The following is a 24973-nucleotide window of genomic DNA, read 5'->3' on the forward strand; positions in this document are numbered from 1 at the left end:
TGATTATCAGGGATAGTATTCAGGCTCTTTTGATAGAGAGACATGATCTATTTAACAGTCGGATCAATAGTCGTGGCCTTACGAATAAATCGAATACCTGAATCAAGGGCACGCGCTTTTAACAAGTCTAACGCCTGCTGCTCCCACGTGCTCTCACTACCTGATAAGGTCACATCAGGCGTGACACCGATACCATCAATCTGTTTGCCTGTCGCTGTCACATAGTTGGCAACCGTCAGTTTGACCGCTTGCTCATCATTTAGTGGTATCACTGACTGCACCGACCCTTTACCGTAACTGACTTCACCGACGATTATTGCGCGTTTTTGTGCCTGTAAACTACTAGATAATACCTCTGCTGCTGATGCTGAATAGCGGTTCTGTAACACCACCACGGGTAGCGGTTTGAGTATCGCAGTGCCTTGGGTGGATAGCACGCGCGCTTTACTCTGACGTGCTTGTACTTGCACCACATCCGTATCGCTCATAAACAAACTGGCGACACTCACCGCTGAAGTCAGTACGCCACCTGGGTTATCGCGCATGTCTAATAAGATACCTGACACAGGCGCATCAAGATTAATCAGACCCTCTAGCACCCTTTCACGACTATTGTTTTGAAAGGCGGGCAGTTTAATAATCGCAATGCCGTCTACAATTTTGGTCTCAACAAGCTGAGGATGACTGTTATTTCGCTGTAATGTGGTCGTATGCTTACGTCGGCCAGCTTTAGAGGTCACGATGTCGACTTGTGTCCCAGCAATACCTGTCAACAGCTGCTCGACATCGTTGACCTGTCGTTCCTCATCAAGCTTGAACTCATCAACTTGATGTAAGTAATCACCAACAGCGATGCCTTTTTTGTCCGCAGGTGAATCATCGATAACGTCTGTAATGATCCAATACCCATCCCTTGGCTGATAAGCAACCTTGATACCGATATCGCCTACGTCACCCTCTGTAAAAGCGCGCAAATTCTCATAAGCCTCTGCATCCAAAAACTCAGCATGGCTATCAAGCTTGGTCAACATACCGCTCATCGCATTGTTGAACAGCTCTTCATCATTGACCGCATCTACATACTGACGGCGTACCAAATCCACCACTGCCACAAAAGTTTTGAGCGTTTCAGGAGAAATCGCATTCAATGACACTTGTGCCACTTCTGCTGGAATACCGGTGTCAATCTCATTAGCATCATCGGTTAACGCGCTTTCATCGGCGATGCTGTCTATCGAATCATCAGGCTCATCAGCGACATCCAGCATATCTGCGATGTCTGATAAGCTGTCGTCATTCTCTTCTGCAGCGATCTCATCGGCATTCAAGCTAATAAGCTGTAAGCCATCTGTAAGGCTAGCGGCCTCTGTAGAAGTCGCTGCGTGGGCATGCATCGCAATCGCACTGATGCCAAGTATGCTGATGAATAAAGCAGGCTGACAGAGTGTCGTCACTATAGAGACCGTTGAGCGCTTGACGCAGATAAAAAACATAAAAAACTCATTTAAATAATAAGAAATATGAAGTAATGGTTATTGTATAGTCAAAGAAATCTAAAATGGGTACAAGGCAGCCGACTGCAGATTGTACAAATAGTACATCTAGGGAGAGTAACGCTGTAGCCGTTTAGTAGTTCTCTGACTATAGTTGATTCAGCTTAAAAGAGAGTCAAGGCAACTGAGCGCAGAGGTAACTGTGATACCTTAAGTGAGGCTAACGCTGTCACTATTTTATAGAGAATTAACTGTATTATAATTATATATTGCCGCTTCAATATACGTAACATGTAAAGCGACCGAGTGGCCATGCCTCATTGCCTCATTGCCTCATTATAATGCCCGTCGGCATATCTGATAAGCCCAATGAGGAAACAGCGATATAAAATGTACCACAAAAAAGGAAGCGATAATTCATATCGCTTCCTTTTTATTTTTCATTCCAACCTACTCTGACCATCAACAGCCAAATTATGACATTGGAAGCAATAGCGTCTTTCCAGTCATCTCAGCAGGCGCATCGATATTCATGAGCGCTAAAATGGTTGGCGCAATATCACTCAGCTTACCACCTTGACGCACGTGCAGTTTTTGCTCACCCACATAAATCAGCGGCACATGCTCGGTTGTATGCTGAGTATGTACTTGACCGCTTTCATAGTCTTGCATCTGCTCACAGTTGCCATGATCTGCGGTAATCAGCATATCGCCACCGGCGGCTCTCACCGCTGATTCTATGCGGCCCACACACACATCTAGCGCTTCTACTGCTTTTACCGCAGCATCAAAAATACCGGTATGTCCGACCATATCACCGTTTGCGTAATTCACCACGAGCACATCGTATTTACCAGACTCAATCGCTTCCACTAGTTTATCAGTCACTTCCGGCGCGCTCATTTCAGGCTGCAGATCATAAGTAGCAACATCAGGAGAAGCTACTAAGATGCGTGTCTCGCCTTTGTACTCTTCCTCACGGCCGCCGCTAAAGAAAAACGTCACATGTGCATATTTTTCAGTCTCGGCGATACGTAGCTGTGTTTTGCCTTGATCCTGTAGGTACTCTCCCAATGTATTGGTCAAAGACGTCGGATAATAAGCAATGCTGGTTTTTGCATTATCTGCCAAGACATCTGAATACTTAGTCAGCATCACAAATGCCGCAAGTTTCGGTTGTTTTTGGCGGGCAAACCCAGAAAACTCATGGTCTGGTAAAACAAAAGCTTGAGCCAGCTCACGAGCACGGTCAGCACGAAAGTTCATAAATATCAGCGCGTCATTGTCTTCAACAGTATATGGCACTTCATCACGACCAATCACGGTCGTTGGACTGATAAATTCATCCGTCTCACGGGCTTTATACGCGGCTTGAACCGCACCATCTGCTCGAGTTGACAAGCGATCAGCTTTGCCCTCAGTGATCAACTCATAGGCTTTTTGTACTCGATCCCAGCGGTTGTCTCGATCCATCGCATAATAGCGACCAATAATACTGGCAATCTGTACGCGGCCACCTTCATAGTGTGCATTGAGCTTGTTGATGTGCTCACGCAAACGATTGATATATTTATCAGCAGATTTAGGCGGTGTGTCACGACCATCTAAAAAGCAATGGATAAAAACGTTCTTGGCACCATGGACGAGCGCTGAATGGCACATCGCTTCGATATGATCTTGGTGCGAGTGCACACCGCCATCAGAGAGCAGACCCATAATATGCACATTACCACCCAACTTATTGGCGGCTTTTACGGCATTGACCAGTGCCTCATTTTTATAAAACTCACGATTGACAACCTCGCTTGAGATACGAGTAGAGTCTTGATAAAGGACACGACCAGCGCCCAAGTTCATGTGGCCGACTTCTGAATTACCAAACTGACCATCTGGTAGACCCACGTCTTCCCCTGAGGCAGAAATCAATCCATGAGGATACTGCTGATAAATCTTGTCTAAATTTGGCATGTTTGCCGCCGCAATGGCATTGTCTTTATCTTCTTCACGATGACCAAAGCCGTCCAAAATCATTAAGACGTGCGGTGTTTTCTTGTTCTGTGCGCTATTGTTATCGTTACTAGCACTGTTACTGCTAGTGCTGTGCTGCGCTTGAGTATCATTAATAGATTCTGATGCTTGCTTGGTACTGGTCATATATTACCGCTCCTCACGTGAATGAACGCCTATCGTGCTGTATTGGGATATCGAAAGCCCTCTATATTAACACAAATCTCAAAATAGCTGAAAAACTGACAATCTTTCACTTATACAAGAATAATTCAATAGAGCAGCAATACCATGATAGCTATAATCAGCGCATTACTAACACTGCTGATAAGTGACGGTACGTATTAATCTGTAAATCATACTTGCAATCACTCATTTCATTGGTTAAGATAATTATATTCTGAAGTGTTGGCTAGTAGATGTTTATTCCCTGAGCCGATAATGCTTTACCAGGATGTGGTACCTATTGTCTCATTGTGTATGCCTGCACCGCTTGCGGTGTATCAGGAAACCTGCAGAGGTAATGACGCATCCGCCCTGAACTTCACGGTTCATGGGTCACCATCTTACAGCGGCACTTCGGTTGTTTCATTCGGTTTGTAATTATATTGCCTATAATCAATATGTTCACTGCCACTAAAAAGCCCCTTCCGTCATTGACGGAAGGGGCTTTTTTTATGTCTACTATTTGAGTTATTGACTACTCATCATTGGCAGACTTCGTGATTTTCTTGACATCTTTAGGAATATTTTTGGCAGTGCCATCAACCGTGGTATGTTGTTTGATCACATCACCAAATGGGTTTTGCTGCTGTTGACCAAACGGATTTTGACTATTCATACCATTTGCGCCGCCAAATGGGTTTTGTCCACCCATGCCACCAAATGGATTTTGACCGCCCATTTTTCCGCCCATCTGCTTTGCCATCATTTCCATCATTTTTTGTTGATTGTTCATGACGTAATTATTAGCAAAATCTTTTAACTTCTTTTGTACTGGTGGCAATATCACCAATAGTGCGAGCAGATCACTGAGCACACCAGGGATCAGTAATAAAATACCAGCGGCAGCCATCGCGATGCTCTTAATCATGGTAGTCTCTGGCGGACGCATCGCAGGATTCATCATGCCACCCGCTTTCATCTGTTGGGCCATTGGATTGAGCGATGCCATGCCCTTACGTATGAGTGAGATACCAATGACGGCAGCGATAATAAACCACATGAACACCCACCAGCCACTCATAAATTGAGCAAGCAAATACCACAGTAGCATCTCGATAATAAACCAAACGATGGCTATACCAACTATCTGACCCATAAAGTGTCGTCCTATAAAATAAAAACCAATAAATTGAGCGCCATGCAAATTAAAATGGCTAACATATGATGTATATGGGGATTGGTTGCTATACTATCAAACTTAAGGCTAATTTTTAAGCCATAAAACAAAATGTAAGCAAGATGGAATACTATGGCAATTATTATCGGGATTGACCCAGGATCACGCATGACGGGTTATGGCATCGTGCAGCAGACGGGAGATAAGCTCACCTACATCGATGCTGGGACGATTCGCACAGATACCAAAGAAATGCCTGAACGTCTCAAGCGTATTTTCAATGGCTTAACGCGCATCACACAGCACCATTTAAAATATGCTGACGAACCCATTTATACGGCAATTGAGCAAGTATTTATGGCAGAAAATCCTGATTCTGCGCTTAAGCTTGGGCAAGCACGGGGTGCTGCCATTGCAGCCATGGTGGCATTGGATTTAGAAGTATCAGAATATACGGCTCGTCAGATTAAGCAAGCGGTATGCGGCTATGGTGCGGCGGCTAAAGAGCAAGTACAGGAGATGGTCTGCCGGATACTCTCACTAGACGTTGTACCCCAACAGGATGCGGCCGACGGTCTGGCCTGTGCCATTTGTCACGCACACTCAAGCCATTCCATGAATAAACTACTACTCAACAGTTCTATGCGAGGACGCGGTGGTTCTAAGAAAAAAGGACGCTGGCGTTTGACTGAGGAAGATTTGGGTAACCTACGCTAAAATTGGAATAGATAGGCAATAAAAAACACGCGCTATTGAACGCGTGTTTTTTTGTGAGAACAATCATGGTAGTTTTCAATCTTTAAAGTGCTAAATGATAGCAAATCACTCTGCGACTTCGCTTTCAATAACAGCGTCTAATACATAAGCATACTGTTTATCATCGGTATCATCTACTGATGACTCATCGATGGCTAATAAATTGCCATTATCTAGCTGATAGCGCTGCACGCGTAACACTTCTTCATGCCTATTATCATGCTGATAGCCGTCAATTTCACCAGCAAACAGTCGCCATTCTCCTTCATGAATTTTGATGCCTTGATCGTTATAGGTGACGGGTCTAATTTGCAAGCACTGCTGGTCGCCATGCTCTACACAAGCTAATTTTTTTGGGCTGACTGCTAAAAACACCGTCTCGCCCTTGCTATTGTATTTTGCTTGAGAGGTCAGTCTACCATTCCAAACCAAAGTGACATTGTCACTGGTAAGCTGCGTCAATACTGGATGCTCACCTTGCTCAACTTTTATTTCACTGCTGCCTACCATCAACGTATTCAGAGTGTTTTCGGCTTTATCAAGATCGCCACAAGACATTTTGGTACTCATGCCATCCTCAATAGTCAAAGTCTGACCTTGTAGCTGATAGGCTGCACTAATCAAGTTACAACCTACGCTAAAACTTAGCGTGTCTTGCCCTTGATATTGGTTAAATGCAAGCGTTACCTGACCGTTAATCTTTGCAAACTCAGCCATAGGGTTATGGCTTGCATCCATCGCACTCGTCAATGTCCAGCGATGTTGAGACAAAGTCGTTATCAATTTTCTTTCAGGCGTGATTTCGGTCGAATCAATTGAACTCGTTGTAGGACTCACATTAGATGCTAAGCTTTCGCTAGCCACCGCATCATTAGGTTCAGTGACACCTGATGCATCGTCTTCCCTAGATAATGATTCAGGTACCGTCTCTTTTTGACAAGCGCTTAGCATCAAACTTGCTGCCAATACGCTTGGCAATAAAAACAGGGGCATTGCTGATTGTTTGGCTCTACCTACCATATGATGTACCTCTTAGTAAGCGTGTATCACTTTTCTCTGTTGCTTTTCTCTCATACTTGCTTTGCTTTCGTCTCTCAAATGACTGTTTTGTATTATCATTAGTGTAATGGAGATAGACTAACCACTATAACCTTGACGCTATTACCTTATGTAATAAAATGTTGATTTTTATTATAGTTCAAAATGTATTTATCTATTGGTTAGCTATGTTATGTCATAAATAAAAAAGGAGAACCAACATAAAGTATTAGCTCTCCTTGATATCGTCTGCGACAAGTCATCCTCTAAAGAGTGTCCATCTTGCCAGCTGTTTGTCTATTTATTCATTGGCGACTGCAGGTTTGGCTTTGGCCATATTCTTAATACTGAAACGCTCATTCATCATTCGATAAAAACGGGCTAAATTTTCACCTTGCTCGTTCGGATTGACTTTCAATACTTTGCCAAAATCCAAGCCCAAATACAATACGATATCAGCAAAACTTAATTGCTCACCAACTAAGTACTCACGACCTTCTAATATGTTTTCAAAATACGCGAGTGTTTTGACTCCCCGTGCGATAGAGGGTGCGACAAACTCTGGCACTTGCTCAACACGTTGGGCTTTAGCCGGGTTGCTGTGTTGAAATGCCAACATGAAGTTATACAACACTTCAAACTCTGCAATGCGGCGCATAGAACAAACTTGTGCACGTTGTATGACATCATTACCCATCACCGAGCGCTCGCCATAAACGCGGTCGAGGTATTCGCAAACGGCCTGTGAATCATTGAGTACAGTACCATCAGACAATTTTAAAACGGGCACAGTACGCATTGGGTTCATTGCAGTGAACTCATCTGAATTTTGCTCATTAGCGGCGAAATCAATATCAATGACATCAATGTCGTCCATATCATCAACATCGATTCCTTTTGATGCTAATAAAATTAGTGCTTTGCGTGGGTTCGGTGCCGTACGAGTGACGTATAATTTTTTCATGGCAAACTCCTTGTAAGATGATTAAGCATTGACTCAGTGCAGTTGGTTTTTATAGCGGTTCGTTTTTATGGCTATTTTCTTATAATAAATAATGCTTATCGAAAATATATCATTCAAAAACGATATTACCTAAATATAATTGATGACTTTTTACCTTCATAGCAAAAAACCCCATAACGTCACGTTACAGGGCTTTTATTTTTAGCTAAAGGACAATAAGATCACTCAGCTTACTTGTTTGGTGCAGGTGTGGTACGTAGATAAGGCTTCACCTCGGTATAACCTTTAGGATACTTCGCGGCGATATCTTCGTTTTTCACGCTCGGTGGAATGATGACATCATCACCGTCCTTCCAATCTACTGGCGTCGCGATGTTGTACTCATCTGACAATTGCAAGGCATCAATAACGCGGATAATTTCATCAAAGTTACGGCCACAGCTAGCAGGGTACGTGAGCGTTAGGCGAACTTTCTTATTTGGATCAATGATAAAGACACTGCGTACGGTGTGCGTGCTATCAGCATTAGGATGCATCATGTCATATAATTCAGCGACTTCTTTATTCGGGTCAGCAATGATTGGAAAGTTCATGTCTGTCCCTTGGGTCTCACCGATATCACTCGCCCATGCTTTGTGGTCTTCTAAGCTATCGACAGAGATACAAATTGGCTTGACGTTGCGCTTTTGGAATTCGCCATTAAGGGCGGCTGCGCGACCAAGCTCAGTGGTACATACTGGGGTAAAGTCTGCTGGATGCGAAAAAAATACTACCCAGTGATCGCCTGCCCATTCATGGAAATTGATATCACCTTCTGTGGTTGCCGCGTCAAAATTCGGTGCGGTATCACCTAAACGTAAATGTGCCATGCTTTATTCCTTAGCTATGTTGATGAACGCTTGTATCGACCTGTGGCCTCGCGCTCTATTATTATCATCGACGTGCTCACCATAAAAAAGCAAAGCACATCCGTAAAAACTGACTTTATCTTATCAAACTGGTTATGAATGTCTTGTGACGGATTGTAATGCGGTTATTCCATTTACCTCTAAGTAGATGAACAGATACTTTGATAAAAGCTGCTTTGGGAAACCAGTAGTTTTAATCAATAACTATACCACCATCCCTGCATCCCATAGACAAAACTCACCGAACTTACCCTTTTTGCTAGTACCACCAGCGGTACGTCCAGCATCAGTTAATACTAGCTCACCATCTTGCGCTTCTAAATAACCTGCTGCAAGTAACTTATCATTTAACTCTTGAGTTTTAAAGCCCAACTCTTTAGCAAGCTTGGCTGTGGTTAGCTTAGAATAGTTAGGTGCGGCTTCTGTCGTAGGCGCAGTCGACGTCACTGTCGAATGAGCTGCAATGTTTGCTGCTTTAACATTATGTTCAGGCTTACTCTCAGTTTCGGTCACTTTCTCAAGGGACATCCTGACTTCATCACTGATACGAATAATGCGTTGCGCTTCTTCATAAGTGTCGGCATAAAGTTTGGCATCGTCATTACGATAAATGAGTACGCCCATCTCGTTGTTATTGACTTGGCTAAACTCGTAAAGGTTCAAACTGGTGATAATGCATTCATTTTCATTGAGGTAGCATTTTGCGTGCAGATTTTTACAAAAGCTGGTGCGAATAAAGGTTAGATTTTTGAGCCAATTTATCTCTTCAGGGTGTAGGTCATTTTTGCCATAGACAATTCTAATATCAATTTTCAGACGGTTACGGTCTTCTAGTAGCTCTTTAATACGTTCATTAAGCTTTAAATACGGACTAATAATGATTAGCCTATCAGAAGCATTTTTAATCAACTCTTCTAAATGATAGGTCGTGCCACTGCTGTTTAGAAATTTTGCCATTGTCATTTCCTCAAATATCACTACCAACCACTTTAGAGTTGCACAAAAAAGCCCATCCCTAGCGTACTAGAAATGGGCTTATTTGCAAACTACTATTGTTCAGTATTATGTCAAAACATCTGTTTGAACAATGATATTTCTATATTGAACCAATACAAATTAAGCTGGCTTATAGCTATCACGCAAGCTAACGATTTGGTTAAATACAGGTTTGTCAGTGCTATGATCTTCGCTGTCAGAGATGAAGTAGCCTTCACGCTCGAACTGAAAGCGCGTGCCCGCATCCGCATTGACTAGCGACGGCTCAACCACGGCATTTAGTTCAGTCAATGAGTTTGGATTTAACGCTTGATGGACGTCAGCGACGCTACTTGGGTCTTCAACACTGAATAGCTGCTCATACATGCGCACGGTCGCTGGAACGCCTTGACTGACCGATACCCAGTGAATCACACCTTTCACCTTGCGACCTTCGGGATTTTGACCCAAAGTAGTCGGGTCAATCGTTGCTTTTAGCTCAATGACATTACCAGCGTCGTCAGTAACATGCTCAGTCACTGCAAGCACATAAGTATTGCGCAGGCGGATTTCTGGCTTTTCTGGTGACAAGCGCTTATATCCTGCTGGCGGCTCAATCTCGTAATCGCCTTGGTCGATATAGATGGTCTCAGTGAATGGAATTTCACGCTCGCCCATATCGACGTTAGGATGATTCGGCTGAGTCAACCAAAGCGTCTGCGTCGCATCATCAAAGCGCGCAATGACGCTGTCCGCTTTTTCAGATTCCCAGCTGCTGACCGCTTCTACAAAGTTCGTAATGGTCACTTTTAGTGGCTTTAGAACTGCCATGCCGCGACCCGTTGTCGTCTCTAAAGACTGACGAACGCTAAATTCCAATAAGCGAAAATCAACCACGCTATCGGCTTTGGTCACACCCACACGCTCACAAAAATCACGCAAACCCTCTGGCGTATAACCACGGCGGCGCATACCAGCAACGGTCGGCATACGTGGATCATCCCAACCGCTCACGATATTTTCATCGACCAATTGCTTGAGCTTACGCTTACTGGTCAAGGTATGATCAACGTTCAAGCGGCTAAACTCGTACTGATGCGGCGGCACATCAAAGCCTATTTTTGCAATGACCCAGTCATAGAATGGACGATGATCTTCAAACTCAAGCGTACACAGCGAGTGGGTGATCCCTTCTAGCGCGTCAGAGAGCGGATGTGCAAAATCATACATCGGATAGATGCACCATTTGTCGCCCGTTTGATGATGCGATTGATGCATGACGCGGTAGATAACAGGATCACGCAGGTTCATGTTTGGACTTGCCATATCAATCTTGGCGCGCAAAATAGCCTTGCCTTCTGCGTACTTGCCCTCTTTCATATCATTGAAAAGTGCTAGGTTTTCTTCGACACTAGCATCACGCTGCGGAGACGGTATACCAGCTTCAGTAAATGAGCCACGGTTTTCTTTGATCTGCTCAGCTGACTGTAAATCCACATACGCATCGCCTTGCTCAATCAATTGGATTGCCCATGCATGCAACTGATCAAAGTAACCTGAGGCATGATGCGCATCTCCTGCCCACTCAAAACCAAGCCATTTGACATCGTTTTCGATATTATCGATGAAATCTTGCTTTTCAGCGGTCGGGTTGGTGTCATCAAAACGCAGGTTGCACACACCGCCGAACTCTTTGGCCACCCCAAAGTTTAGGCAGATAGACTTTACGTGACCTAAGTGCAAGTAGCCATTTGGCTCAGGTGGAAAGCGCGTGACAATTTGTGGATATTTTTGCGCACTGACATCATCACGAATGATATTACGGATAAAATCGTTTTTTGGTTCGTCTTTTTGTGCATTATTGCTTGAGTGTTCACTCATCGGGCATTGCTCCTAACGCAAATTGTCAGCTCATGCTACATGCCATCACGTAGCACGAGACATTCAAACTAAAGTATTAAAATAAAATGGAAATATAAAAACTCAGATCATGCGACCGCATCATCAAAATTCGTCAGAAATGGGTAAAGTTGCGTTATTCTATCAGGTTTCACAAACGCATTAACAGCCTGATACATGACACGGGATAAAAAAGCCGTTAGACTACCCGTAACTTTTTATCCACCAACTTTTTACCCACCACTTGACAGCGTCATTTAAGGCGCTGCAATCAAAGAGGAATATCCCATGGTAGACATGCCACCAGTAGTAGAACTTGAAACCAATATGGGTGCGATCGTTATCGAACTCAACGAAGAAAAAGCACCAAAAACCGTCGAAAACTTTTTGAACTATGTAAAATCTGGTCAGTATGACGGTACTATTTTTCATCGCATCATTGATGGTTTCATGATTCAAGGCGGTGGAATGGACGCTGAGATGAATGAAAAACCAACCAACGCACCTGTTGAAAACGAAGCGGACAACGGTCTAAAGAATGACAAAGGTACGATTGCTATGGCACGTACTCAAGATCCGCATTCAGCAACTAGTCAGTTTTTTATCAACGTAAAAGACAACGATTTCCTAAACCACTCTGGCAAAAATATGCAAGGTTGGGGTTACACTGTATTTGGTAAAGTCACTAGCGGTATGGACGTTATCGAAAAAATGCGCGGCGTACCAACAGGCCGTTTCGGTATGCATGCTGATGTGCCAAAAGAGCCAGTCGTGATTACTTCAGCGACCATCGTTTCTGAATAACGATTGTTTCTAAAAAAGTATTGCCACAGCTACCTAGGTACATAGCGTTACCAAGGTAGCAACCATGATAAGGACACCAATAAATGCAAAGTTTTAATCATTTAATCACGACCCGCCCGCATCAGGTGCGGCAAGTATTGATTAGCGATTTGCATTTATCACCTGAAGAGCCTGCCTTAGTGCAGGCTTTTTTGGCGCTGCTGGATGACTGTCTGGCCCTGCCAGCGCTGAAACGCTTATTCATCTTAGGTGATTGGTTTGAGGTATGGCTGGGCGATGATATGTATCTGTCCCTATTAAAAGAGAAAGGGTTAGAGGACGAGCAGCCAGAGGGTGAACAAAAAGCGCATTGGCTGACACCACTTATCGTGAAGCTCAAGCAGTTACGCATCAATGGGTGCGAGATACTGGTCATGCATGGTAATCGTGATTTTCTCTTAGGTCAGCCGTTTTGTAATCTGTTCGGTGGTGAGCTGATTTATGAACCATACACCTTGACTGTCGGAGCGCAAAACTATCGCTTGGAACACGGCGATGCGTTATGCACCGATGATAAAAAGTATCAGTTTTTCCGCAAAATCATGCGTAACCGTTTGACCCAGTGGTACCTGCTTAATAAATCGCTAGAAAAGCGTTTGGCTATCGCAGACAACATGCGTCAACGCAGTCAGCAGAACAATGCCAATAAAGCGGCGCATATCATGGATGTGAACGATAAAGCCGTACGTCAAGCCATCACGGCGAGCGATGCGCTATTACATGGACATACCCATCGTCCAGACATACATCAAGCGACCGCTGATAAAAAACGCTATGTGCTTGGCGACTGGCGCTTATTAGATAAAGATACTCGCCAGCCAAAGGTAAGCGCTGTGATTGGCGCTGTGACAGCAGATGACGGTTTAGACAATAACGACGCTCAGTTTGAGCTGTTTGAATTTAAAATGCTTACCAGATAAATAGCGTTTGGCTGTTTTTAACATAAGATATTTTAAATAATATTGTTTGAACGCAAAAAGGGTCTGTTGAATTGTCAACAGACCCTTTTTGCGTTTGTCATAGTAGAGACTCATACAGCTTTGCCATCTAAACCTTTTCTAACTCGACTCTAAATTTAAACAATTAATTTAAACAATCAATTTAAAAAAGTGCTGACGATAGTGCTTAAGCTCACGGATTGAATCGCGAATATCATCCAATGCTAAATGACTGCCACCTTTTTCAAAGTTTCTTAAGATATCAGGACGCCAGCGAAAACACAGCTCTTTGATTGATGACACATCCAGATTGCGATAATGGAAGAAGCGCTCAAGCTCTGGCATTTGGCGCGCCATAAACCGGCGATCTTGACAGATAGAGTTGCCACACATAGGCGACTTACCGCTATCGACCCATTTATTCAGGAATTTGATGGTTTCCGCTTCCGCTTCTGCCAAAGTCACCGTACTACGGCGCACACGGTCGACCAGTCCTGACTGGCCATGTTGCTTGGTATTCCAATCATCCATCTTATTTAGGACTTGATCCGATACTTTGATAGCAAAAACAGGCCCTTCGGCAAGCACATTCAAATCTTCGTCAGTGACAACAGTAGCAATCTCGATAATCTCATCGTTTAAGGTATCAAGTCCGGTCATTTCTAAATCAATCCACACCAGCCCTTTTTTGCCTTGATTTCTGATTTTAATCTTATTGGGATGGTCACCGGTGGTCATAAAATATCCTATGGTCAATAAATTGTGAGACAGTTTTAGAAAAACATATGGCGCAAAAGTATGGTGCTCAGACAGTATGATAAGCGTTAATGAGTGGCTAAAATCTCGCCGACATCTAAAACATTACAAAACCACTGCCTGTCACAGGCGCTTTAGGCTGTATGTTAGCAAATTTTCACGCTACACTTAGCAATATTTTTATAATAGGTCAAAAACCCATGGCATTAATCCGGCAGCGCAAACTGACTAAACAGCAGATTCGTCGCATCGATAAGCAGCAATTATTAAGTCAAGACAGTATCGACGACAGCTTGATGGATGGTGTGGTCATGGCGCATTACGGTAAGCAACTAGAGGTGCAAGTCACCAGTTTGCCTGCAGTGATACCTGAGCAGCCAGAGATTGGGCCTGATGATCCTGAGCCGTTTTGGCAAACGCTTGAGCTGGGTGATATTTGGCGTTGTCATGTGCGTACCAACCTGCCAATGCTAGCGGCAGGCGACCAAGTGCGCTGGAATGCTGATTCCAATACAGGCTTTGGCCGTATCGAGTCCGTCAAACCGCGCACCTCTCTCGTCTCTCGCCCTGACCGCTATCATAAGCTCAAACCAGTCGCCGCCAACGTCGATATTTTAGCCATTGTCTTTGCACCACTGCCTGCTGCTGCCCCCACACTGATTGATCGCTATCTAGTGGTTTGTCATCTTGCTGATGTGAAGCCATTATTGGTGCTGAATAAAGCCGATTTACTGGCGCAAGAAAACGGCGTCGATACCAATGAGCTATTGGCACAATATGCCGCACTGGGCTACGAGAGCGTCTTAACCTCTGTTGATTGTCCTGAAAATGTCGCGGATAGTGATGAGCAAGAAGGACTAGATGAGCTAAAACGCTACATAGATAAAAAGCTGGTTATCTTTGCAGGACAGTCTGGTGTTGGCAAGAGCAGTCTAATCAATGCGCTACTGCCAGAATCTGGTCAAGTGGTAAATATCATCTCTGAAAACTCGAAGCTCGGTCAGCATACCACCACCACCAGCCGTTTATTACCGTTTAACCCAGACGACTTGACCCAAGGTGGCATCGTCGACACCCCCGGTATCCGTGAGTACGGTATTTGGCACTTGAGTCCAGATGACATTATATCGGGCTTCGTCGAGCTAGCACCGCTAGCAGGTTACTGCCAGTTCCGCGACTGTCGCCATACTCACAACAGCAAAGGCTGTGCGCTATGGGAAGCGGTAGCCGCTGGCACGGTATTGCAGCGGCGCGTCGAAAATCTCGTTACATTGAGAGAAGAGGCTGATACTAAGCCCTATTAATATTTGCTCTATTCGTGTCCGCCTGAATGAATCGCGGCCTGTTAGCAGATGCTTTTTAGTCGATATTTTTATGAGACTCATAGGTAAAATTGCTGCTAAGTTATCGCCCGTTTACTATAGATGACCTTATCGGTATAATAGCGCCTTGTTCGATATCGTTAGGCTGTCTGTTCAGCTTAACAGAACACTTATTTTTTGGAGGTATGGTTTGGATCGTGCGCTGGAATTTGTGGGCAACCACCCGTTTTTATTTGGTATATTGGCCGTACTTGCGATACTGTTCTTTACGATTGAGAACAAACGTAGCGGCAGAAAAATATCGCCCAACACCCTTGGCATGATGGTCAACTCTCAAAACGCGCAGCTGATTGACATCCGTGCGAAAAAGAAGTTTGAATCAGGCTATATTCAAGGCAGCCGCAACATACCTTTTACTGACCTCAAAGACCGCTTAGAAGAAATTCGTGCGATTGAGCATCCAGTAATCATCATCTGCGACATGGGCGTGCAAGCAGGCGCTGCCATTCAGATGATTGGCAAAGCTGAAGTCTATCGCCTAGAGGGCGGTATTGGCGGCTGGCAAGGCGCTGGCATGCCATTGGTAGGTATCAAAGACGCCAAGTCAAAAACCAAAGGTAAGACAAAACCAAGTCTAAGTAAATAGCGAATCAGTATAAGTGCTTGAATAAAACGTCTTTTATAAAGTGTTTGATTTAAGTGCTTATACAAGATGCTCAGCTTATATTGCTACTGGCTCATTGACAACATAAAAAAAGACACCTTATAAAAAGGTGTCTTTTTTTATGGCATTTTTAATGCTATAAAACGTTTTAAGTTAAGACGTCTTGAATTTGTCATGGCCATCCCCACTTTAGTAATGAGCATCACCGAATACCGTTGCACTCTATTGATTGATAACAGACTATATCTATAATCTCGCTGTTATCGCACACATTTATAAATAAGGATTTATCATGACTGTTTCTGTTAAAGTTTATACCACGCCAATCTGCCCATACTGCTCAAACGCCAAACAACTATTAAAAACCAAAGGCGTTGATTATGAAGAGATCGGCATGCACGACATGAGCCGTGAAGAGCGTCAAGCACTGATGGCCAAAACCAATAACTATCGCACTGTGCCACAAATCTTCGTTGGCGATACCTTCGTTGGTGGTTTTGATGAACTCAATCAAATGAACCAGCAGGGCAAACTTGACGAGCTATTGGCAGGTTAATCTGCTACCTTGCTTTACTGTCTGTCTTTGTCTATGCAAAGACAGACCGGGGCGGGAATGAACGTCCTTCAAAGACATCAAGCTAAAAAATATCGAGACAATATCGAAAAATAGTCTCTATTTATATTACAATGACCTTTGATTAAAGTGACCTTTTCCCAATTATTTGATTCGATTTTAGAGGATTTATCATGGCTGAAGAACAAGCACAACCACAATTGGCACTAGAGCGTATCTATGTAAAAGATTTATCACTTGAAGTACCAGGCGCTAGCGTATTCACCAAAGAGTGGAACCCAGAGCTGGATATCAACTTGTCTAGCAATGCAGAAAAACTGGATGATGACCATTATCAAGTCATCTTGACCGTCAGCGTGACGGCAAAGAATGCTGATGAAGCGGCGTTTATCGCTGAAGTGCATCAAGCAGGTATTTTCTTGCTAAAAGACATTCCAGAAGACCAAATCGGTCAAATCTTAGGTGCATACTGCCCGAACGTGCTATTCCCATACGCTCGTGAAGTCATCAGTGACATCGTGACACGTGGTAGCTTCCCGCAATTGCTACTAGCCCCTGTCAACTTTGACCAAGCTTACGCACAGAGCCAACAGCAAGCGCAAATCGATGCTGAAGGTAATGCATAAGTTTTAAATCATAAGTATGCTAGCGTTATAAATAGCATATTTTGATAAAAAGCCGTTTACTTTTTATAAGTGAGCGGTTTTTTTGTGGCTGCTGTTTAAATAATTATTTAACTTTAGTCCAAGAGTTAATTTTATTCCAAGAACTGAAGAATAGCTTTTAAATTAAGCATAAAAAAACCCTGCTAATAAACAGGGTTTTTTTATGTCTAATAGACTATCGATTATTTACAATCAACCATTAGCCTTTTAGTGCAGACAAGATTTGCTGCTTAACATCATCAATGCCTTGCGTGCCATCAAACTTGTCATACTTAGGCGCATCAGCACCTTTGCTGGCTTTGTCTTGATAGAAACCAACGAGCGCTGATGTCTGCTCATGATACGTCGCTAAACGGTCACGAATAGTCGATTCTTTGTCATCTTCACGCTGAATTAACGCTTCACCAGTCACGTCATCAATACCGTCGACCTTTGGTGGATTGTGATGAACATGATACACACGGCCTGAACCTGGATGCTGGCGACGACCAGAGAGACGGTTGACAATTTCATCGTCAGGTACGCTGATTTCTACCACGTGGTTGATTGCAACGTCAGCATCTGCAAGCGCTTGCGCCTGTGGAATCGTACGCGGGAAACCGTCAAAAATACAACCATTGACACAATCAGGCTTAGCGATACGCTCTTTCACTAGGTTGATAATGAGATCATCAGAAACCAGACCACCAGCATTCATGATATCTTTGGCTTTTTTGCCAAGCTCGCTGCCTTCTTGGATTGCTGCACGCAGCATATCGCCAGTTGAGATCTGCGGAATATCATATTCTTTAGAAATAAACTGGGCTTGGGTACCTTTACCGGCGCCTGGTGGACCTAGCAAAATAATACGCATCATTATACGAGTCTCCTCAATAGATAGGATTTTAGGGATTAATAAAACTTAGGGATTGGTTGTTTGCAAGGCTACCTTACCTTGTGGCTTTGCAAACCTCAAGTATTTTAATTATTGCTGCAGTGTGTGTCTATGACTTACCTGTTCATATAACGCAGTTGCGCCTTGATGCTCTCAGCAACAAAATCACTGTTATCAATGTCTCACTTTGCAATTGATACCGTATTGCCCTCATACCAATGCTATATTGAAATGACTATAACAGCAACAAACCAATAAGCCTGTGCTGTGGTCGGTCACATTTAAAAGAATGAAGCGTCAACCGAATGCAGAGTTCATACTTCATTCAAGGGTAACGCCGTCACTCTTTTATAGCAAATTGGCTATAGCTATACTATGGGATTTGTTGATTAATCTCAACATTGGCCTGAGTTTGATCAGCACTAATCACGACAGGATTGCCTGACAGATCTCCTGACTCAGCGCTCGCTGTTCCACTATGACTGATACGGGCGATGACCGCTAACTGTACCTTATCTGAGCGAGCAGATCCCAGTGTCCGCTCTGGCATCATCGCATCCAGATCACTTAGGCTAATAACAACTTCACCTTGCTTAATAGCAGTAATCGGCAAGCGTTTGGCAGCGAACGGTGGACCACCGTTGACATCACGAATGGCCACAAACAGTACATCATCAGGTCTGACCAGAGGTAATAAACTTGCATCAATTTTAACCGTTACCTCGACGCCTTCAGAGGCTTGCTGCTTCTGAACCGTCACATTAGCACTGAGCTCATCTAGGCTTGACAAGGCCTGCGTGTGATCGCCGGGTTTGGCAGAGATACTATCACGTAAGCGCTTGATCCAGCCCTGTGCTTGGTCAAAGTTACTGGCACGTGCCTCACCCATTGCCATCAGCATTTGCGCGCCCTCATGAGCTGGGTTTTTAGCCAGTACGTCTTCTAACACTCGGCGTGTATTGGCATCTAGCTGACCTTTATTGGCAAAGAAGCTAATCTGTGCATACGTCGTGGCAATCTCTTCGTTATCAGGCGATAGACGATAAGCGCGTGACAGTGCCTCTAATGCCGAATCGGTGGCTTCTAACGATAAGAAAAGCTCTGAGAGGCGCATCCAGCGATTGTAATCACCTGCATGACGATAGACGTTGGTCTGCATGGCACTGATCAGCTGATTACCATCTTCGATGGCCCAAGCCGGTGGCTGATCAATTTTACCCGTTAATAAATCGTCAGCCACTTGACCGACTTTGTCCTCAGCCGCCCACAACTCAAATACAGGCGTACGATTACCAACCATGAGGTATGCCATTGCTGCCAGCACTGGTACCCAAACCATGATAATTAAACGGCTTTTGATACCTGGTGTGACCATTGGCGCAACTTCACGCTGAGCATCTAATAGCTGGCGTTCCAGCTCAAGCTTTTGGTTGTCATAATGATTGTCATCAATGATACCACTGTCTTTATCTGTTTTTAGCTCTGCTAGCCGCTCACGAAACACAGCGACATTGATGTCTAACAACTGATTGTCGACAGATTTGCTATGCGTGCGCGGGGCTCTTAGCCACGGTACGATCGCAATCATAGCGAGCACTAAAGCCATGAGTAAGCTTAACGCAATGAATAAGCCAATAGTAGAAAATATGGTCATTTTTTGCCCCCAAGGCTGGTAATATCGTGATCATCTGTATCGTTATCAGCACGTGATAATAGACGATCAAGTTCGGCTTTTTCGGCAACAGACAGTGCTTCTGACGGGCTATCTATCTTGCCCCCGCTTGCGCCACTAGCGACCAGCTGACGTCGTTTGCTTTGCCAAAACCACCCGACTAATAGAAAGATGAGTAACAATGGTGGGAAAAACCACAGGATCCATGTTGAGGGACGTACAGGCGGCTTATAACTGATAAAGTCACCGTAGCGTTCCTGCATGTAGGCTCGAATCTCGCCATCACTACGACCCTCTTTGATTAAGTCATAGGTTTTTTGTTTTAAGTCTTGGGCAATAGGGGCATCAGACCCTGCCAAATTTTGATTTTGGCATTTAGGACAGCGCAGCTCTTCGATAAGACCACGATACTGCGCCTCTTGTTGCACAGAGTCAAAATCGTAGACATCAATCGCTGCAAAACTGGCCATACTAAAGAGACAGGCGATGATGATGCTTGCGAACTTTACCATTACAGATTTCATTTGATACGCTATCATTGACAAGCCTCCGCAACCTGACTCGGATCTGGGCTGACATTATTACTATTAGCGTCATTGAGCACCATCAAGCAAGGCGCGATACGACTTTGCCAATTGCTCTCATTGATCTCACCAATGATATGCTGACGAATAATGCCTTCTCCATCGACAATGAATGTCTCAGGTGCACCCGTCAGACCCAAATCAAGCGCAAACTGACCAGACAAGTCTTGAATAGACATCGAGAACGGATCACCGCCTCGGTTCAAGTATCCAAAGGCATCGCCAATCTCATCTTTATAATTAACACCTACTAGATTGACACCGCGCTCCTCAAGCTTCATCAAAAAAGGATGCTCGATGATACAAGTGGGACACCAAGAGCCCCAAATATTCATCAAAAACGGCTTATCAGGTAAATTATCATTGGTCATGATACGACTGGTGTCTGACAATAGCGGCAGCTCAAACGCAGGGACAGGACGCTCAAGCGCAGTGTTGGTGACGATGTCAGTCGGCTTGCCCAAACGCATATATAGCATGGCAAGCAAACCAATAAAAATCACCAAAGGAATCAAAAATCCAATTTTCAGTGACTTTTTGCGTTTGACCTGAGTAGTACCACTCGCTTTATCATCAGGCGTGTTGTTTGAGGTAGTCATATTAACGCTCCCCTATCTTTGTAGCTGACGTATCCAAATCTGCAACCGTAGCAAAACCTGTTTTTTTGGCAGCGATTTTTGCCGGCGTTTTGGTTTTTTTGATACGGTAGCGATGGTCTAGCATGCTGAGCAATGCACCAAACGCCATAATAAGCGCACCTAGCCATATCCAGCGAATCAGTGGTTTGACGTAGATACGAAACGCCCACTGGTTGCTGTCTTCAGCAATTGGCTCACCAAGGGCCACATACACATCACGCATGAGACTGGCATCAATCGCCGCCTCGGTCATTGGCATCATGCTGATAATATAATTGCGTTTTTCAGGATACAAGGTAGTCACATCTTGACCGTTTTTGCTGACCGTCACTTCTGCTTGTGTGGCATCAAAGTTACTGCCTTTCACTTCACTAAAGCCTTTAATCGTAAAATCGTAGCCTTGGACATTGACACTGTCATTTGGTCCTAGCGCTACATCTCGCTCAATACTCAACGTGCTCGTAAAGGCGATACCAATGACTGCCACGATGACACCGATATGGGCAGTCTGTTGACCCCAATAGCTGAGATGCAATTGACGTAGGCCCCTCAGTCGGCTTGGTGCATTTTTGGTTTTGTCTCTGAAATCGACCACCATCCATAGCAACACCCAAAAACTAATCGCCAAGGTCACGCCAATATTGAGCATGGCTGATGGGCTAGTAAAGTAGGCAATGATTGCGGCCAATACCAGACTGCTCGCTGCGATGACCATGCCGACGCCTAGTAAGGGTCGACTGTCTTTTTTCCAGCGGATGTTGGAGCCCATACCCATTGCCACTAGCAGCAGCCATGTCAAAGGAACAAACAGCGCATTGAAATAAGGAGGGCCAACGGATACCTGACCCAAGTTAAAGGAATCAGCAATAATAGGATAGAGCGTACCGAGTAGTACCACTAAAGTTGCAATCAAGATAATGACGTTGTTAATCACTAAAAATGACTCACGTGAGATCAGTCGATACTGACTCTCAACTGTCAAACGCCAGCCGCGTACCGCGAACATCAATAGACCACCACCGATAATCACACCAAGTATGGCTAAAATGACTAGACCACGCGTTGGGTCAGCAGCAAATGAATGCACGGATGTAATAACGCCTGAGCGTACGAGGAATGTACCCAGCAAACTGAGTGCAAAAGCAAAGATTGCTAGCATAATCGTCCATGCCTTGAACACACCGCGCTTTTCGGTCACCGCCATCGAATGAAGCAATGCCGTACCTGCCAGCCATGGCATCAATGAGGCGTTCTCTACTGGATCCCAGAACCACCAACCGCCCCAGCCAAGCTCATAATAAGCCCACCATGAGCCTAGCGCGATACCAACTGTCAAGAAGCCCCAAGCAGCTAGTGCCCATGGGCGCGACCAGCGAGTCCATACCGCATCCAAACGCCCTTCCCACAGTGCCGCCATACAAAAAGCAAAGGGCACAACCAAGCCCACATAACCCATATAGAGCATCGGTGGGTGAATAATGAGACCAAAATCTTGTAGCACAGGATTGAGATCGGCCCCATCCACAGGCAAATTGGGCAATGTGCGATCAAAGGGCGATGAGGTAAAGATCAGCATAGCCAACATCATCATCTGCACGCCTGCCAATATCACCAGCACGCGCGCGCGCATAGACAGCGGTAGACCACGGCTAAAATAAGAGACCAGTGCACACCAAGTGGCCATGATGGTCATCCATAGCAGCAATGACCCTTCATGCCCGCCCCACGTCGCTGACAGCTTGTAATACCAAGGCAGTAGCGTGTTGGAATGCTGAGTGACATAGACGAGACTGAAATCATTGTAATAAAAACCTGCCATCAGTGCAGCAAATGAGGTAATCATTGCCGCAAACTGCGCCCATGCTAGGCTTGGTGCCAAACGCTGCCAAGCCACGTGGTCACGCATGACGCCAACGGTTGGTAGTACTACCTGCAAGATCGCCAATATAAAAGCGGCCAGCAAAGCAAAATAACCCAATTCTGTGATTAACATACGGTCTAACCTTGTTTACCTTGGATACAATTAAAGGCTCACCGATAGCATTGCTAGCCACTGGTAAACGCTAAATAGTCCTTTATGCGGTCATAAGTTTACGATTAAAAACTGAGGTTTCAATGGCTATAGAAGCACCCAAAACCCGCTACTATCATGGTGATATATCAATATGAATAACTGATACAAACTGCTTGTCTGTCAGGGGTACTGATAATACTGACAGGGAGGTGCTAATACTAATGTGTTCGACAGTGTTCAACAATGTTAAATAGTCATCGACTAACGGTATTAAACTAAAAAAAACAATGTAAAATTGAGCAACAATAAAGGGCGATTAATGCCTCATTGCATTGAAGGAAAAAACACCAATACCAAATGCAACCAACCTGCCAAAAACCCTGTCAAGCCGCCCAATACAATCAAGGTCATCTCATCCTCACGAAAGGCTGGACGCAACAGGTTCTGAAACTCATTGGGTGTCAACGCACGTATCCTATCGCGGAACAAACCAAATATCTTGCTGGCTCGGCTCTCATTTAGCTCAGGATCACGTAATGGCACCATCGTTGCGACAATCGATTTATCAATGATGGTGTTCTTCAGTTGACCATAGTCACGGCGGCCCAGTCCGACACGTAGCGTGGTACTGATCACTGGCGACTCTAGCACGTCGTACAAATGCGATTTCATGAGCTCACGGGTTTGCGCGGCTTTATCACCATACATCATCTCATTCATGATGTTCTCTAAAGTGACCAAATCTCTTACGACGATTTCAGCGAAAACCTCAGAGACTTCCTCTTGGCGCTTCATAAAGCCGCCCTGCAAACGATATCGTGCGATATGCGGCATCACTGGCTTGATAAAGGGGAAACGACTCTGTACCGCAAACAACTTTAAATAAGGGATAAAATGTGGCTCAACTGGATTAAAAACCATCCAAATCGCAATCCAGTTGGTGAGAAATCCCCAAATAGCCGCAAAAAACGGCACAGTCCAATGCTGCGGTACCACCAAAAATATAAACATTTGGATAATACCGAATATCAGACCAATCAGTGCACTGATATGCCAAATAAAATCAATTTCTTTTTGACCGACTTTTAGGAACATATTGACCATCAGACGACGGTCTTTTTCCATCGTATTGACGATCATTTTGCGCATATCGACCAAATCTTCGACATGGTGGGTCAAATCTATCACTAGCGACTGCATGATGCTAGGTAGCTCTTTATGCGCTTGGGCATAGACGCGGCGCTTTAACGCATAAGGCAAATTACCCCACAGTGCTGGTGAGTGATCGAGCATAATTTCATCAATCAGTGGCTCGAGATTTTTGTCCACGGTGTCGGTGACAAATATCGCCATTTGCTCAGGCTCCATCGCCTGAAAGAACTCATCGAGCGAGCCAAGCTTTGAGAGCGTCTGATCAACAATCACGCCAGATATCTTACCAGCCTTACGCGGGACGATACCCTGCCACCCAATACCCGGCAGTCCAAAAAATGGAAAATTGGGAATACGGATGCCCCAAAACTTAACAGGATAAAACAGCATTTTAAGCGCCATCCATACATGTATCCAAGTGACAAATGCCGTCACTGGAGGAATGGTTAGCATGGCGAAAAACTCTGGGTGTTCAGCTATCGTCTGCCACAATGAATTTACGTCCATGACTTAACTAGTCCCTGACAAGTTGATGGTCGTTGCTAATCAAATGTGCTTAGCAAAATTAGAACGTTTCAAATTGACGCTCTGCTCGTAATAACCGCGATAAAATAAATCGCCTGATTTTAGCACACTTTGCCATTTATTAGCACCCTGTAGTAGTGCCTAGACAGCTGTGATCATTTGTGACTCAGGTGCCTATTTTATCAGTGCTTTCTATATGGCCGCTTTATGGCGACGTTCCAATACGCCTACTCCTGCGACGATTTATACTGGCGTATAAAATAGCAACCTACTTACTGCGCCCTCGCATTTGTTCTGTTATAATTTGTAGTGAGACCACAAAGCGTTGATGTGTGTAAGCTGATGCTGTCCTTTTTGACTCAAATCATCC

General features: G+C 44.5%; 22 protein-coding genes and 1 other RNA gene. 8 read left to right on the forward strand and 15 right to left on the reverse strand.

The window, feature by feature from the left end:
• Positions 1 to 47: 47 nt before the first annotated feature.
• Together IP485_RS11515 and gpmI are read right to left on the reverse strand one after the other, a co-directional pair.
• Positions 48 to 1493 carry a S41 family peptidase gene (locus IP485_RS11515; protein WP_198327331.1) on the reverse strand — a complete coding sequence of 482 codons (1446 nt, stop codon included), beginning with the start codon at positions 1491 to 1493 and terminating at the stop codon, positions 48 to 50.
• A gap of 474 nt (positions 1494 to 1967) precedes the next feature.
• Positions 1968 to 3647, reverse strand: a complete 1680-nt coding sequence (gene gpmI / locus IP485_RS11520) for a 2,3-bisphosphoglycerate-independent phosphoglycerate mutase (protein WP_198327332.1) — start codon at positions 3645 to 3647, stop codon at positions 1968 to 1970.
• A gap of 247 nt (positions 3648 to 3894) precedes the next feature.
• Between gpmI and ssrS the strand changes: the two genes are divergently transcribed.
• Positions 3895 to 4090, forward strand: a non-coding RNA gene (gene ssrS / locus IP485_RS11525) — 6S RNA.
• 110 nt (positions 4091 to 4200) lie between these two features.
• On the opposite strand, the gene IP485_RS11530 is transcribed toward ssrS, so the two are convergent.
• Positions 4201 to 4821 (reverse strand): FxsA family protein, encoded by a 621-nt coding sequence (locus IP485_RS11530; protein WP_198327333.1) that lies wholly within the window; start codon positions 4819 to 4821, stop codon positions 4201 to 4203.
• A gap of 153 nt (positions 4822 to 4974) precedes the next feature.
• Between IP485_RS11530 and ruvC the strand changes: the two genes are divergently transcribed.
• Complete coding sequence (gene ruvC, locus IP485_RS11535) at positions 4975 to 5559, forward strand: crossover junction endodeoxyribonuclease RuvC (RefSeq protein WP_068034835.1); 585 nt, start codon at positions 4975 to 4977, stop codon at positions 5557 to 5559.
• Positions 5560 to 5664: 105 nt separating this feature from the next.
• On the opposite strand, the gene IP485_RS11540 is transcribed toward ruvC, so the two are convergent.
• The 5 genes from IP485_RS11540 to IP485_RS11560 all read right to left on the reverse strand — a co-directional run bounded on the left by IP485_RS11540 (position 5665) and on the right by IP485_RS11560 (position 11364).
• Positions 5665 to 6618, reverse strand: a complete 954-nt coding sequence (locus IP485_RS11540) for an META domain-containing protein (RefSeq protein WP_227686529.1) — start codon at positions 6616 to 6618, stop codon at positions 5665 to 5667.
• A 319-nt stretch (positions 6619 to 6937) separates the two neighbouring features.
• Complete coding sequence (locus IP485_RS11545) at positions 6938 to 7600, reverse strand: glutathione S-transferase family protein (RefSeq protein ID WP_198327334.1); 663 nt, start codon at positions 7598 to 7600, stop codon at positions 6938 to 6940.
• A gap of 230 nt (positions 7601 to 7830) precedes the next feature.
• The gene (locus tag IP485_RS11550; protein ID WP_198327335.1) at positions 7831 to 8469 is read right to left on the reverse strand and encodes a peroxiredoxin; all 639 of its coding nucleotides are present in this window, start codon (positions 8467 to 8469) and stop codon (positions 7831 to 7833) included.
• Between the two features lie 243 nt (positions 8470 to 8712).
• Complete coding sequence (locus IP485_RS11555; protein WP_198327336.1) at positions 8713 to 9465, reverse strand: phospholipase D family protein; 753 nt, start codon at positions 9463 to 9465, stop codon at positions 8713 to 8715.
• Positions 9466 to 9624: 159 nt separating this feature from the next.
• Entirely contained in the window at positions 9625 to 11364 is a 1740-nt protein-coding gene (locus tag IP485_RS11560) for a glutamine--tRNA ligase/YqeY domain fusion protein (protein WP_198327337.1), read from the reverse strand.
• 306 nt (positions 11365 to 11670) lie between these two features.
• On the opposite strand from IP485_RS11560, the gene IP485_RS11565 reads away from it, so the two are divergent.
• Entirely contained in the window at positions 11671 to 12186 is a 516-nt protein-coding gene (locus IP485_RS11565) for a peptidylprolyl isomerase (RefSeq protein ID WP_198327338.1), read from the forward strand.
• An 83-nt stretch (positions 12187 to 12269) separates the two neighbouring features.
• Positions 12270 to 13145, forward strand: coding sequence for a UDP-2,3-diacylglucosamine diphosphatase (locus tag IP485_RS11570; protein WP_198327339.1), 876 nt, complete (start codon positions 12270 to 12272; stop codon positions 13143 to 13145).
• Positions 13146 to 13313: 168 nt separating this feature from the next.
• Here the strand turns inward: IP485_RS11570 and orn are convergent, their stop codons facing one another.
• Positions 13314 to 13901 carry an oligoribonuclease gene (gene orn / locus IP485_RS11575; protein ID WP_194363886.1) on the reverse strand — a complete coding sequence of 196 codons (588 nt, stop codon included), beginning with the start codon at positions 13899 to 13901 and terminating at the stop codon, positions 13314 to 13316.
• Between the two features lie 218 nt (positions 13902 to 14119).
• Between orn and rsgA the strand changes: the two genes are divergently transcribed.
• From rsgA to secB, 4 genes are all read left to right on the forward strand, one after another.
• The gene (gene rsgA / locus IP485_RS11580) at positions 14120 to 15223 is read left to right on the forward strand and encodes a ribosome small subunit-dependent GTPase A (protein WP_198327340.1); all 1104 of its coding nucleotides are present in this window, start codon (positions 14120 to 14122) and stop codon (positions 15221 to 15223) included.
• Between the two features lie 208 nt (positions 15224 to 15431).
• Positions 15432 to 15887: a rhodanese-like domain-containing protein gene (locus IP485_RS11585; protein ID WP_194363884.1), complete on the forward strand. Its 456-nt coding sequence runs from the start codon at positions 15432 to 15434 to the stop codon at positions 15885 to 15887.
• A 310-nt stretch (positions 15888 to 16197) separates the two neighbouring features.
• Positions 16198 to 16461: a glutaredoxin 3 gene (grxC, locus tag IP485_RS11590; RefSeq protein WP_194363883.1), complete on the forward strand. Its 264-nt coding sequence runs from the start codon at positions 16198 to 16200 to the stop codon at positions 16459 to 16461.
• Between the two features lie 188 nt (positions 16462 to 16649).
• A complete protein-coding gene (gene secB, locus IP485_RS11595; protein ID WP_194364156.1) occupies positions 16650 to 17105 on the forward strand; it encodes a protein-export chaperone SecB in 456 nt (151 codons plus the stop codon).
• Between the two features lie 238 nt (positions 17106 to 17343).
• Here secB and adk read toward each other — a convergent pair whose 3' ends face one another.
• The 6 genes from adk to IP485_RS11625 all read right to left on the reverse strand — a co-directional run bounded on the left by adk (position 17344) and on the right by IP485_RS11625 (position 24585).
• The gene (gene adk, locus IP485_RS11600) at positions 17344 to 18000 is read right to left on the reverse strand and encodes an adenylate kinase (RefSeq protein WP_194363882.1); all 657 of its coding nucleotides are present in this window, start codon (positions 17998 to 18000) and stop codon (positions 17344 to 17346) included.
• Between the two features lie 391 nt (positions 18001 to 18391).
• The gene (gene ccmI, locus IP485_RS11605) at positions 18392 to 19672 is read right to left on the reverse strand and encodes a c-type cytochrome biogenesis protein CcmI (protein WP_198327341.1); all 1281 of its coding nucleotides are present in this window, start codon (positions 19670 to 19672) and stop codon (positions 18392 to 18394) included.
• A complete protein-coding gene (locus tag IP485_RS11610) occupies positions 19669 to 20202 on the reverse strand; it encodes a cytochrome c-type biogenesis protein (protein ID WP_227686530.1) in 534 nt (177 codons plus the stop codon). The genes ccmI and IP485_RS11610 overlap by 4 nt, the downstream gene beginning before the upstream one ends.
• A 23-nt stretch (positions 20203 to 20225) precedes the next feature.
• Positions 20226 to 20873, reverse strand: coding sequence for a DsbE family thiol:disulfide interchange protein (locus IP485_RS11615; protein ID WP_198327343.1), 648 nt, complete (start codon positions 20871 to 20873; stop codon positions 20226 to 20228).
• A 1-nt stretch (position 20874) separates the two neighbouring features.
• Positions 20875 to 22905, reverse strand: a complete 2031-nt coding sequence (locus IP485_RS11620) for a heme lyase CcmF/NrfE family subunit (protein ID WP_198327344.1) — start codon at positions 22903 to 22905, stop codon at positions 20875 to 20877.
• Between the two features lie 345 nt (positions 22906 to 23250).
• Complete coding sequence (locus IP485_RS11625) at positions 23251 to 24585, reverse strand: hypothetical protein (protein ID WP_197177377.1); 1335 nt, start codon at positions 24583 to 24585, stop codon at positions 23251 to 23253.
• Positions 24586 to 24973 lie beyond the last annotated feature (388 nt).

Source organism: Psychrobacter sp. NG27 (assembly GCF_016106655.1).
Classification (GTDB): domain Bacteria; phylum Pseudomonadota; class Gammaproteobacteria; order Pseudomonadales; family Moraxellaceae; genus Psychrobacter.